8 protein-coding genes are annotated in these 13,254 nt (G+C 36.6%); all 8 read right to left on the bottom strand.

Annotation, left to right across the window (positions count from 1 at the left end):
- Window positions 1-3 precede the first annotated feature (3 nt).
- The gene (locus NBE98_RS14875; protein WP_250815798.1) at window positions 4-891 is read right to left on the bottom strand and encodes a class II fructose-bisphosphate aldolase; all 888 of its coding nucleotides are present in this window, start codon (window positions 889-891) and stop codon (window positions 4-6) included.
- Between the two features lie 87 nt (window positions 892-978).
- Window positions 979-2,451, bottom strand: coding sequence for an FGGY-family carbohydrate kinase (locus tag NBE98_RS14870; protein ID WP_250815797.1), 1,473 nt, complete (start codon window positions 2,449-2,451; stop codon window positions 979-981).
- Between the two features lie 3 nt (window positions 2,452-2,454).
- Window positions 2,455-3,114, bottom strand: coding sequence for an aspartate/glutamate racemase family protein (locus NBE98_RS14865; protein WP_250815796.1), 660 nt, complete (start codon window positions 3,112-3,114; stop codon window positions 2,455-2,457).
- Entirely contained in the window at window positions 3,107-4,801 is a 1,695-nt protein-coding gene (locus NBE98_RS14860) for a TIM-barrel domain-containing protein (RefSeq protein WP_250815795.1), read from the bottom strand. The genes NBE98_RS14865 and NBE98_RS14860 overlap by 8 nt, the downstream gene beginning before the upstream one ends.
- A 37-nt stretch (window positions 4,802-4,838) precedes the next feature.
- Window positions 4,839-7,265: an alpha-mannosidase gene (locus NBE98_RS14855; protein WP_250815793.1), complete on the bottom strand. Its 2,427-nt coding sequence runs from the start codon at window positions 7,263-7,265 to the stop codon at window positions 4,839-4,841.
- Between the two features lie 252 nt (window positions 7,266-7,517).
- Window positions 7,518-9,956, bottom strand: coding sequence for a glycoside hydrolase family 2 protein (locus tag NBE98_RS14850; RefSeq protein WP_250815792.1), 2,439 nt, complete (start codon window positions 9,954-9,956; stop codon window positions 7,518-7,520).
- Between the two features lie 24 nt (window positions 9,957-9,980).
- Window positions 9,981-10,700, bottom strand: coding sequence for an MBL fold metallo-hydrolase (locus NBE98_RS14845; RefSeq protein ID WP_250815791.1), 720 nt, complete (start codon window positions 10,698-10,700; stop codon window positions 9,981-9,983).
- A gap of 80 nt (window positions 10,701-10,780) precedes the next feature.
- Complete coding sequence (locus NBE98_RS14840) at window positions 10,781-13,198, bottom strand: alpha-mannosidase (RefSeq protein ID WP_250815790.1); 2,418 nt, start codon at window positions 13,196-13,198, stop codon at window positions 10,781-10,783.
- Between the last annotated feature and the right edge of the window lie 56 nt (window positions 13,199-13,254).

The following is a 13,254-nucleotide window of genomic DNA, read 5'->3' as shown; positions in this document are numbered from 1 at the left end:
TTGTTAAAAGTCTGCTGACTTATCTGCACTTCCTAAGTATTCTTGAATTTTTTTCTTAACTTCTTCTTTAACTGCCATACCAGCCTTTTCTAATAGTTCAGCATCTAGCTGCCAGATTTCCTTGTTTAATAATCTCTTTTCCTTACCCAAAGCTTTAAGAAAAACTAATTCTAAATCAGTAGCAATATTTATCTTGCTTACTCCGCCTTCAGGTATGTTTATTGAATTTTTTATAGTTTCTATTGGAAGTCCTGAACCTCCATGAAGTACCAATGGAGTCTTAACAAGGCTTCTTATTTCCTTTAGTCTGTCAAAATCTATTTTAGGGTCTTTTACAGCATAAACACCGTGAGCTGTGCCAATAGAAACAGCTAAAGCATCTACTCCTGTTTCCTCAACAAATCTTTTTGCTTCTTCAGGTATTGTGTAGAATTCATCATCGCTATCAGTTTCTAGCTTATCTGTTGCGCCTATTCTTCCAAGTTCTGCTTCTACAGAAACACCCTTTGCATGAGCATACTCAACTACTTCTTTAGTTATCTCAATATTTTTATCCAAGTCTTTGTCTGAAGCATCTATCATAACCGAAGTAAAGCCTGCATCAATTGCCTCTTTTATTACGTTTATATCTTTTGTATGGTCTAAGTGTAAGCCAGCAACTATGCTGAATTGATCTTTAACCTTGTGGAAAGCTTCTCCAAACTCAGTAGCACTTACTTCAAACCATCTGAATTCATTTGCAGACATTTGAACTATAACAGGTGAATTTAATTCTTCAGCTGCCATAAGCACATATTTAATAAGAAAAGTGTTTCTTGCTGAGAAGGATCCCACTCCATATCCCTTAGCTTGTGCTATAGGGAGCATTTTATTTAATCCCATTAGTTTCATACTATTCCTCCTTGTAGTCGGAAGCACTGAGCAATTAAAGATTACTCGCTCCCGCTTGCTAATTGCTCGTTTAAGTCCATTTAGGACTTAAACCTCCATTCTTATTACATTTTCTATATCTTCAAATTTGTTTTTATATCTTTCATAACCCTTTTCATAGAGTGAAATAAGCTCGCTGTCCGGGTTTAATTCCTGCTTTAGTGCAGTACTGTTTTTTATATTAGCTAAGGCTTTTATACCTATACCTGCCAGCACTGCAGCACCTACAGCAGAAGCTTCATCCATTGAGGATAAAAGAAGTTTTTTGTTTAATATATTGCACTTAACCTTCATCCAAGTTGAATTCTTTGTACTTCCGCCAACTGCTTTTATCTTATTTATCTTTTTTCCCTTAAGACGCTCAAGTGTATCAATTACCCATTTGCCTTCGTAGGAAACACCTTCGTATATGGCTTTTATCAAATCAAACACATCCGTATCTGTCGATAGTCCAATAAAGCATCCTCTTCTTAAAGGATCTACATGGGGAGTACCGCTTCCACTTAAGTAAGGCATGTATATTACTTTTGAAAGCTCATCTATTTTCTTTCCATTATCAAAGAAGTTGTACGGAATTTCTCTGTCGATGGATATTATTTTTCTAAGCCACTCGATAGAACCTCCAGAAGCTGGAGTACTAGTCATCCAGTAATAGCCTCCTCCTGGAAAAGCACCTTGGTTAAAGCCCAAGTTGTAGAATTCCTCAGTTAAAACAGGTTCATCCTCTCTTCCAACGAACACTTCTGAAGTACCCATGGAATCCAGAATTTCATCCTCATCTTTTATTCCCAAGGCCATGGCTGCACATATATGGTCATGTGCTCCAGCAACTATCACCGTAGCTTTTGATATTCCAGTTTCCTCAGCTATTTCCTTAAGCAAAGTACCGGCTGGTTTTCCCGGTTCAAGCACTCTTGGAAGTATATCCTTAGTTCCCAAATAGCTCACTAAATCCTTATCCCACGCTTTTTCACTTATGTTATAAAGCATAGTTCTGCAAGCTAGTGTACTGTCTGTGACTATCTCTCCGCTTAGCTTAAAAATTATGTAATCACCTACGGATAGCCAATACTCTGTTTTCTCATACAGTTCTTTTTCATTTTCTCTAAGCCACATAAGTCTTGCTATGCTGTGTTTTGGGTGGGCAATAAGACCTGTCTTTTTATATATTTCGTAGCCGCCTAATTCCTTTTTGAGCCTATCCATCTGTTCTTTAGCTCTCATGTCATTCCAAGGGATTACAGGATACAGAGGTTGTTTATCTGCACTTAAAGGAACTCCAGCCTCAGCCATACTGGAAACTGAAATGGCAGTTATCTCGAGAGGATTAATAGTTTTAATTGCTTCCTTTATGCATCTTAATGCAATACTCCATAAATCCTCTGCTAAATAGACCTGGCCTTTGCCTTCTATATTAACTGAGTTATTGTCTTCAATATGAAGAGCCGTAAGTTCCAAGTTTTCATTTACTACGGCCGCTTTAATATGAGTGGTTCCTATGTCCAATCCTAATAAAAGCATAATTTATTCCCCCAATACTCTTTTAACAGCCTCCATACCTGTATAAGGGCTTATAAGGAATTTTTCCTTAAGCTCTTCTGGAATAAGCTTTACAGCTCTTGCCATTGAAGCTTGAGCCAATACTACAATGTCATTGCTTCTTAAAAGTTCTATAAGTTTTTGTGAAACAATTTTATCGTATTCTTCTTCCTTACCTTCGTTTAAAAGGCTTCCAACTCCTTCAATAAGCAATTTATCAATTCGTACTTCTTTTCCTGCTTCCTTTGCTTTGTTAAGAACAAGGCTTGAAGTTGGGCCTAGAGTGGAAGCTAAGGTAGCTGCCACTCCAATTTTATTTCCACTTTCAACAGCTATTTTAGCCATTGGCTCATCTATTCTAAGCACTGGAACCTTTACTAAATCCTTGCCTAAGTCAACAAGCTCTCCTATAGAAGAACAAGCGCATAAAATTGCATCTGGCTTTAATGTTGCAGCATTGACTAAGTAGTTGTTGAATCTGTACTTTACATCCTCTGGTATATAACCGATAGAATTTATTTCAGGTAAAATGCTATCATCAAGCACATTTACTATTTCGCAATCTATATTTAATTCGGAAGCTATATTCATTAACACCCCTATAGTAACTGGAGTGGTATGAATTACAGCTAATTTTTTACTCATACTTTTCACCTCTTTCAAAGGCATCCCAAGCTTTTCTTATAACCTTGTAGTCTTCCTCTGTAATGTCTTCCTTTGAATTATCTATCATATCAAGATAATACAGTGATGGAACACCAAGTTCAGGCTGAAGCTTAACATAATCTAACCAAGCTTGCTTATTTGGCATTGGCCAGTTGTCTGTATCTATAACTAAGTTAGGACATGCAGCTTTTGCAACTCTTGCTCTATGAAGCATTGCGCTGTTTATGTCTGTTGCAGTATTAACATCGTTAAGTCTTATCATATCTGTAACATCTTCCAGGTATGGGTTTGGCGTATGGCTCATAACCAATGCATCCTTTTTTACCTTCTTTGCTTCTGTGTATATGATGCCTAAATACTTTTTCATAAGCTCTAGGCCCCATACATTTTCGTAGGTTTTACAGTAAGCACCTGAAGGAATTCTTGCTGTAAAATCTATCTTGAAGCCATCAGCATCCAAGCCTTCTTCAGATAACATATTTCTTATGGAAGCTCTAAAAATTTCTTCATATTTTGGATTAGTTGGGTCAACAGCTAATTTGTTTCCTTTGAAATCTCTTATGCATAATTCTTCTGGAATGCCTTCTGGATCCCAAGCCTTAAGCCATAATAAAAGCTTTCTGCCACTGTTGTGAACTTCTTTTATAAAGCTCTTCATATCTGGCCACTTTTCTGTATCTACGTCATTTAACCCGTAGCTCTTCTGCCATTTATCATCAATAACGATTATGCCAGGGTTTAACTCAATTTCTTTAATCTTTTTTAAGAATCCATAGTAGTTTGATTCTGTAGCTAGCTTAGGTGCAAACTCGCCAGTCTTAGCTCCAATAGCGCATTGTGCTCCCCAGCCGCAGAAAATAGGCTTCTTCCACCAGCTTGGTTGCTCATAGCTTTCTCTATTGACTCTGTTTAAATCGCTGTAGGTTTTTAACAGCTCGTACTCATCTTCTCCAAAGATAAACACCATTTGTGGAAGTTCATATCTTCCTCTTACTTTTGTATGCCCTTCGTAGGATAAACTTAGATAAGAACCCTTTCCACCTTTGTAGATAAACTCTGTAAAGCCCCATTTTCCTGCTTCAGCCTTAATTCCCATAGTGAACTTTACATCTTCCTTTATGCCTACAAAAGAAAATGGTGGTGGAGTAAAGAACCAGTCATCCTTTCCGTAAATCGGAACTCCTGTTAAGTCTATTGCTACTGTTTCACTTGGCGAAGAATAAAATACTTCTTTGCAGTCTGGCTCAGGATTGAAAATTTTATCTACAGCAAAGCCTGAATAAAATCTTCCGCTCGCCCATCTAAGGCTTCCAGTAAAGTAACCGCTGAAGTATTCAGCCTCGTCTATGCTTCCTTCTCCCTCAACCTCGAAGCCATATTCAACTCTGTCTTCCTTACAAACAAGCTTGTAAATTTTATTTTTCCAAATTGCACTGTCAGATTTTGCAGTAAAAATTATTTCTTCTCCCTTTTCTTCATAGTCCCAAGCAGATATATTCGAAACTATGTCTCTGCCTTCTAAAGTGTGGCAGGAAGACATAAGATATAAATCCATTAAAAGCTTTCCTTCTTTGTTTCTTATTCCTACATAGGGCTTATCCTTGTAGAAATTCAAATCGTACTTTTCAGTACTAACTTTTATTACATCATTATTTTCAAATCTCATTGTCATTTCTCCTTACGTTCCTTAAGTTCATAACTTTTTAAATTTCCAACATATTTACTTCCCTGCATATATAATCTTGTTCTTCACCTGCAATCAATAAAGTTTTTATTTCGCATGGTAAAAAACTCAAATCATATTTCTTATTTAAAACCTTCATATCTAGCTGAACTTTGGTTTTAATTCCTTCAGTTTCATACATTCTTAAGATGTACCCTTCTATATCCTCTGCTTCTTTTAAAACCTCAATTACTACGTTCTTTTTGTCTATATTAATTAAACTCTTACTCTGCGCTTTCATATCGCCTTTATGATAAGTATCAATTAAGTACTCATATCCTATATTAATAATATCTGATAATCTATTTGCCTTTTGATATCCAGCTTTCTCATCGAAGCTTATTACATAACAGAAAGTTTGCTCTCCCTGATCCATATATCTATAGCTCATGCCTTCTTCTATTGGTGCCGGATCATGATGAGCGTAAACAGGGCTTCTGCATACAGTCATGTTATATACATTGCCTGTCATATCATAAGCATACTTGCTGTCGTTAGCTATAACAACACCATAATTCTTATGTTTTTCTTCTATTTTCACCCAGCTGTGCGCAATTTCTTCGTGTCCTTCATAAGATTCTCTATTTAAGTATCCGTAAGGTATCTCGCAAACAAGCTTAGGGACTTCAACATTAATGGGCATAGAAAATTTCAGCATCTTGTGCTTCTCATTCCAGTTAAGGATATTTTTAACCCCTATATAATCAGCATCTTCATACAAGTAGTAAAACTGCTCAAGTTTGGATTCCCCATAGATTGAGGTAACTCTTATAGTAGTTCTGTTACACCCTGTTTCTACAATCTTAATATCGATGACCTTGAATTGCCCTATAACTTCATCGAACTTAGTTACACCATGACCCCAAGTGTCGCTTTCATCCTTTATTACCTTAGCAATAGCTTCTCCCTTTAGAAGCTCATAGTTGTTTTTCTTATCATAGATGCTGCATATATTTCCTGTTTCTTTGCTGAAGATCACTTTAATATTTTTATTTTCAAGAACATTATCACAAATATTCATAGATTCTTTTGTTACTGAAGGCTCTCTATCAAAAATTCTATAAACTCTATAGCCAAAAGCAGGTATGCTGACTTTGAAAACAAGCCTTCTTCTTCCACCAAAATTGACATTTATAGTGGCAGCAGAAGTTTTAATCCTTTGATAGGTCACTTCATTCCCAAGCTCATCAACTATTGTCAATGACCTTTTGCAATCCCAAGCTATCTCGATATCAGCCCATTCATCGAAGTCATATGAATTAGTGTTGAATAAAATTAAAGGATAGCCTTCTCCAGAGGTATCTATTTTGTTAGCAATAGCTTGAATAGCTGTATTACTTATAACCTCTCCTTTATTAATTACCGAATTTAACTGTGCAGCTGCATCGTTTCTTGCTTCTTCTATGGAGGTTCCTGCTAAAATATCATGGAATTGATTAAACAGCAGCAGCTCCCAAGCTTTTTCAATTTCCTGATTTGATTTCTTGTTCCAGCCAATCATTTTTGACATGGCTACAAGCTTCTCAGTAACCATAAGCACATTTTCTGCTTTTCTATTTAAGCTCTTTAATTCAGAATCCGCTGAATAGCAACCTACTGAATGATGCTGCATTTCGTCCTTGTATACAGGAAGTTTTGTTTTATCTATCTTATTAAAGAAATCCTCCACTGTTGAGAATATTAAATCGGGCATGTTTTCATCTTTTTTCAGATCAAAAATAGTGTTTATATTCTGTATTGTAGGTCCACCGCCGTGGTTTCCAACTCCGTAGAAACAAAGCATCTCATCGTAGTTTTCCATAGTAGCTAAGGTTCTTTCTATATTCTTTAGCAAATGCTCCTTAAACCAAGCAGTATATTCACCTGGAAGTCTGCAGGTTATTACTTCGCTTCCATCCTCGCTTTTCCACTGGAAAAGAGGACTATCTAAATGCTTTTCATTTTCTGAAGGTCTCATAAACAAGTAATAATCAAACCCGCTCTTCTTTAGTATTTGTGGGAGCATAGCATTGTGACCAAAACTGTCTACGTTGTATCCTATCTTGCACATCTCCCCAAAAGTTTTCTTTAAGTATCTTTGTGAATAAAGCCCTTGTCTAATAAAAGACTCTCCACTAGGAATATTGCAGTCTGGTTCAACAAACCAGCCTCCTACTATTTGCCATCTACCTTCTTTTACCCTCTGTTTGATTTTCTCAAACATTTCAGGAGCTATTTCTTCTATCCATTTATAGTAAGCAACTGAGCTAGCTGTAAAATTGAATTCTTGGTATTCGCCCATCCTATCCAGTGCAGAAGAAAAAGTGGCCTTTACTTCCTGGAAGCCTTCCTGCCATCTCCAAAGCCATACTGGATCGATATGAGAATTGCCAATCATATGGAGTGTTTTTTTACTGTCGTTTTTCATGTCGCTTCTCCCTTTATCCACTTTATAAATCGTTTCCAAGACTTATAAACACTGTATGTTTTTAAGTTGTAATTCTATTTATACTCACTATTACTTATACTTATATTTTACTTATATAAGCAGTTTTATAAATAGAAGGGTGTTATTAAAACATGGTATAATGTTGGATTAAAGCTATATATAATAAAAAGTCTATTTATGTAGTTTTTATTACACAAATAGACTTTTGGGATGGCATCAAAATATTTATTTCTACTTATTAAAGTATTCTACTCTTATATCATCTATATCATCTTTAAGGATTATCTCTTTCTGTTCCTTAGGTAGAATTATGAAGTAATTATCATCAACTGCCTTATTAACGTAAACAAACAAGGCTGCATATTCACCTGGATTAAAAAACTTGATTTTTCCCTTATGTTTTTCGTATTGTAACGTTGCACCTTCAAGGTTTCTTAAAGTTGAAAGGTCCTCACCTTTAACAAATATATACTCATTATATTCTTGAGATAAAGTCGAGCTAACCCTTATTATTAATATTTTCTCGTCCGTCGTAATGCTCTCGGATGACAACCTAATTGCTTTTTCAGCTTCTAGACAACCGACGTTGTATTTCTTATCATATAGCTTTTGTCCCCTTAGGCTGTATATTTTCACATAACTTTCACTTTCCCGGACTATATCGTTACTGCTATTTACCCATACCTCAAAATCTAACTTATCCTTAAAAGACTGTGAAGAATATTTTAAACTCACGTTTACTGGTGCATAAGCTTTTTTCACATAATAATAGGACATTTTAGGAATACCATAGTAATTAATACTAGCAGTACCTACCCCATTAGGGAAAGGTTCGTTAAACTGCCAAGGTAAGGTTCCTCCACATTGGAGAGTCCTTCTTCTGTTGGCTTCGACAGCGTATCTTAAAGCTTCAGCCTGCAGGTAATGACTAAGCTTGCAATATTCTTTTATATCATCTAATTGTCCAAATGTTTTGCACATCATGTCGTAATTAATAAACCAAGCGCCGTGATGGCTCCAGTGTCTGTTTTCTCTAGTTGGAGGCCACATTTTATCTTCAGGCATAAATTTCTTTAAAGTTTCGTAGTCAACTGTTCCCTCAACTCCGAACTCGCTTTGAAGTGCACAGCTGTTTTCATTGTAAAGTTTATACTGAAGCTCTACACCTTGATATGCCCAAGGGCCGTGAATATCGTAAAGCTCGCCTTTTCTCCTAGTATTATCTAAATTCAGACCAAATACCTTTCCAAATGGTGAGGTTGGTAAATACAAGTGATTGTTTCCGTGCTCTTCAACAACCTTTTTAAACTCTGCAAGCATTGGGATATCGTTATCAAGAGGCATGCCGCTGTCGGAGATGAGCTCGTTGCCTCCGCACCATAAAGCAAGGGATGCATGATTCCTTCTTTTCCTTACTGCTGCTACTGCATACTGACGGAACATATCGATATACCACTTTTCATCATTTGGTTTGTTTTCAATACCCGAGCTTGAGTGATTGAACTCCTGCCATATCATTATCCCAAATTTGTCACAAAGCTTATAGAATATATCCTTTTCTATAAGGCCTCCGCCCCATACTCTTATTAAGTTAACATTAGCCTCTTTCGCAAGATTTAAAAGGTGTTCATACCTTTCGGTTTTGTCTCTTCCGTAAAGCAAATCTATAGGCACCCAATTCCAGCCCTTTATGAAAATGCTTTTTCCATTTACGTTGAACTTGTAGTTTGGCGCTTTTTCAAAGCCTTCATTAGCAAGCATTTTAACGGTTTTAAAGCCGAACGCTTCCTTGTGGCCGTATATTTGCTTATTGTCCTCTATTAGGCTCACTTCAAGTTTATATAAGCTCTGCTCTCCATAGCCATTAGGCCACCACAACTTTGGTTCATATATATCTATATAAATATTTGCTGTATTAAAGCCCTTCTTTAAACATACAGGCAAGGCTTTTTCAGCAACTACATCATCATTAATTTTTATTTTTATTTCAGCCTTTATTTCTGTAACTCTTATAGAACCAATCTCAAGCTCTGTATAGATTTTACCTTCCTTAAAGCTTTCATTTAGTTCTGTGAGGATCCTCGCATTATCAATACTCACTCCATCGTCAACTATAATATAAGCCTCATCCCAAATGCCAAGAGGAATAATCCTTTGTGCAAAGTCCCACCAGTAGTTTACTCTTGCCTTTGTTGTCTTTACCTTGCTTGTGTAACCTATCTGGCATTGCTCCTGTGGAGCTTCGTCAATAGCAACTGATATGATATTTCTTTCTCCATACTTTACATGTTCTGTAATATCAAACTCGACAGGCTCAAACATTCCTTCATGCTGTCCTAGTAAAATGCCGTTTATATAAAACTTTGCGGAATAATCCACGCCTTCATAATGAAGTCTAAGCCTTTTTCCCTTAAGAGAAGCATCTATGTCTAAAAACTTTTTATAAAGCCAGTTTCTTTGAGGCACCCACTCAGTCTTCATGGAGTTCATGTCATAATATAAATCTTCAATAAAGCCCTGCTCTAAAAGATCCTCCTGCACAACTCCAGGCACCTGTGCTGGTATAAAGCCCAACAATCTTTCATTTCTATAGTCGTTTCTTATAAACCATTCTTCTCCGTTGTACCATGCCAATTTCCAGTCTCTATCGTTTAAATTTATTTTATTCATTTGTCCCACCACCTATAATATAAACTAATATTTATATTTATCCTTAAAGGTCTTAAACCATGGATTATAATAATGTGCAAAGCTGTTTCTTGCATCATTAAGCCTGTCTTGTGCGTCCCCTAATAAAGTTGGATTTGAGTGACCAATCACCATCAAATCAAACTGCCTGTCGCAAAGTTTATCCAGTGACTTTTTCCAATCCTCTTCATTTGAGTCAATTTTAGCGCTGAAACCTCCGTACAAGGTATCTCCAGCAATAAGCACCTTTAAGCCTGTGGTTTCTAAAACATAGCATACACCGCCTGGAGTGTGGCCTGGAGTGTGTATTACTTCAATATTTATATATCCAAAACTGAAGTTTTCACCTCCCTTTAAAATTCTATCAACCTTAAAAGCTGTAAAGCTTTTTCCATACAAAAGCTCAGCTGTTGTTTTCATTCCATCTCCGCTTTCAACTCTCTCAACATCCTTTTCATGCAGAAATACTTCAGTACCGTACTTTTCTTTGAAAAGATAAGCTGCTCCAACGTGGTCATAGTGTCCATGGGTTCCAAAAATGTATTTAATATTTTCAGGCTCAACTCCGCACTTTTTTATATTTTCTATAAGTTTTTCATAGCCTTCTGCCGTTCCGCAGTCTATAAGTACTGAAAACTCTCCACAGTTTACTAAATAGGCTGTTGCATCAAATCTATGAGTAAGCACTTCGCCTGAAACCTGATAAAAATTACTTAAAAGCTTCATGTTATCCACTCCTGATTAATCTTAATTATTTTAGTTAATAAACAAGCCCCTATGTTGTTAAACACAGAGGCTTAGCATTATTACTCAATCCATTCTAAAAGATTAGTTTCAACCACTGGCTTTTCAGGATCCATAGGTATTCTATAAGTTTTTATTTCGCAAGGCTTGAATATAGAATTTATTGTCCTTTCAAGCTTTGGAAGCTTAATAGCAACTTCAGTTTCCTTTCTGGTTGTTTCATATAATCTTATAATAATATCATCATTGTCTTCTGCTTTTTTCATTGCGCTGAGAACTATGTTATTCTTGTCTATGCTCATAAAGCAATCCTTTTGTGGAAGGCTGCCCTTATGATAGGTTTCAATTATTACAACAGGCTTTTGGTTAAGCTCAAGAGCTCTGTTTACTGTCTCAGCTTCTTCCCAGCTTCCATTATGAGGATAGATTGTATAGTTAAACTGTTGAATTCCTTGATCTATGAAGGAATATTCTCCATCTGGGTCTGGTACTAATGGATCATGGTGAGCATATATAGGGCTTCTAAGCACAGTTAGGTTTATTTCTCTATTTAATACATCGTAGCTGTACTTTCCATCATTTAATATGGATACTCCAACTATATCGCTCCTATCTGGTACTGAACCAGTTATATCCATCCAATTTTGCATTGGATACTCTTCACCATCTAATTCCCTTTCGATGTGGCCGTAAGGTATTTCAAAAGTACCCTTTCTGAAAATAATATTTGTTGGAAACTTAAGCTTAAGCACCTTAAACTTTTCATGCCAATCTACAAGTACATTTACATCTATTTGATTTAATTCATTATACATTGTAAAATCCTGAACTATTTTTGAAGAACCGTATTCACTAACTACTCTAATGGTTGATTTAACTGGTCCGTATTCAAGTCTCTTAATGCTCTTTAACTTGAACTCGCCTACAACCTTGTCATATCTTCTAACATTGTGTGACCAAGTATCGCTATTGTCTTCTACAACTATAGGTCTTGCAGCTGGTGCTGAGAACAACTGAGAATCTGTATCCTTCTTTAGAAGGCCCTTTATAAAACCAGTTTCCCCATCAAATTCAAGTCTGTAATTTTTGTTTTCCATAACTGTATCGCTGCATTCTACAGTCTCTGCATTTAAAATCGATGCCTTTTTTAAAATCTTGTAAACTCTGTAGCCTAGTGCAGGAAGTTCAGCTATAAAACTTATCTTGCATCTTCCACCAGCGGTTGCAGCAGAGTGAACCATTTGAAGCGGTATTTCCCTGCCTTCTTCGTCTACAAGTATAAAGCCTTCCTTAACGGTGCTGGATTCAAGCTCAACGTTAACCTTGCTTTCAAAGCTGTGTGGGTTGAACACAACTATTGGTTTCATACCTTCAATCTGCTCTATATTTATGTCCCAGGAAATAGCTTGCACTGCATAGTTAAGTCCTCTTCCTGCTATGCTCATTGCTTCACCATACATATCCCTAGCATCATCATAAGCTGGTTCAATGCTTGTACCTGCCAATATGTCATGGAATTGATTAAAGAGGACGTTTCTCCAGGCTTTTCTATAATCCTCAACATAAGGTTGTCCAGCCAAAACGCTTGAAACTACTGAAAATTTTTCCGCAGCTAAAAGCTTGTTTTCAGCTTTTCTGTTCCACATCTTAACTCCAGAGTGAGCAGCATAGCAGCCGCTGGCATGGTGAACTAACTCCCCATGAACTACTGGAAGTTCATATTTTTTTACAGCTTCAAAGAAATCATTTAAAGAACTAATTTTAAGATTTGGATACTCTTCTCTTTCATTTAACTGGTGTATACTTTCAATATTCTCCTTAGTAGGTCCTCCCCCATGATTTCCTACTCCGAAGAAGCAAGCTATTTCATTAATTGGTGCCTTAGTTTCTGCTGCACACCTTAGTACATGATTGTTTAACTGTTTACCCCAGCTGCAGTATTCGTATGGAATTCTAAAAGCAGTTACCTGTGTGCCATCATTTGATTCCCATAGAAACAATCCATTGGGAAGTCCTTTTTCATGTGGGCCTGGTCTTAAGAATACATAATTGTTAAGTCCACTTTTGCTTAGAATTTGAGGAAGCATTCCATTGTGTCCGAAGCTGTCTACGTTATAGCCAACCTTTGCGGTAACTCCAAATTTTTCTTTGAAGTAGTGCTGACCATATAAAGCCTGTCGAGCAAAGGATTCTCCTGAAGGTATATTGCAGTCTGGCTGTATCCACCATCCTCCAACTAATACCCATCTGCCTTCCTTGATTCTTTCCTTTATTTCTTCAAACATTTCTGGTTCGTTGTTTTCTATCCACTCGTAGCAGGCTGCAGAGCTGTTATTGAAAACAAAGTCTGGATATTCCTTCATTCTGTCTAAAGCTGATCTAAAGGTTGCCTTAACCTCTTGAAAACCTTCCTGCCACTGCCACAGCCAAACTGGGTCCAAGTGAGCATTTCCTATCATATAAAGTGTTTTATCTTTCATTCGTCTTCACCTCTTGTATTCCTTTTTTGCACTTAAGAATTATTAATTCTTAAGCC

This window comes from Clostridium swellfunianum (assembly GCF_023656515.1).
GTDB classification, from domain to species: Bacteria; Bacillota; Clostridia; order Clostridiales; family Clostridiaceae; genus Clostridium_AT; species Clostridium_AT swellfunianum.
The sequence above is the reverse complement of the archived record's forward strand: the minus strand, read 5'-3'. Positions and strand labels throughout refer to the sequence as shown.

What these genes read in the sequence shown, in the direction of transcription:
- NBE98_RS14875 (WP_250815798.1), bottom strand. Translation starts at nt 891, where the DNA reads ATGAAACTAATGGGATTAAATAAAATGCTCCCTATAGCACAAGCTAAG.
- NBE98_RS14865 (WP_250815796.1), bottom strand. Translation starts at nt 3,114, where the DNA reads ATGAGTAAAAAATTAGCTGTAATTCATACCACTCCAGTTACTATAGGG.
- NBE98_RS14840 (WP_250815790.1), bottom strand. Translation starts at nt 13,198, where the DNA reads ATGAAAGATAAAACACTTTATATGATAGGAAATGCTCACTTGGACCCA.
- NBE98_RS14855 (WP_250815793.1), bottom strand. Translation starts at nt 7,265, where the DNA reads ATGAAAAACGACAGTAAAAAAACACTCCATATGATTGGCAATTCTCAT.
- NBE98_RS14860 (WP_250815795.1), bottom strand. Translation starts at nt 4,801, where the DNA reads ATGAGATTTGAAAATAATGATGTAATAAAAGTTAGTACTGAAAAGTAC.
- NBE98_RS14870 (WP_250815797.1), bottom strand. Translation starts at nt 2,451, where the DNA reads ATGCTTTTATTAGGATTGGACATAGGAACCACTCATATTAAAGCGGCC.
- NBE98_RS14845 (WP_250815791.1), bottom strand. Translation starts at nt 10,700, where the DNA reads ATGAAGCTTTTAAGTAATTTTTATCAGGTTTCAGGCGAAGTGCTTACT.
- NBE98_RS14850 (WP_250815792.1), bottom strand. Translation starts at nt 9,956, where the DNA reads ATGAATAAAATAAATTTAAACGATAGAGACTGGAAATTGGCATGGTAC.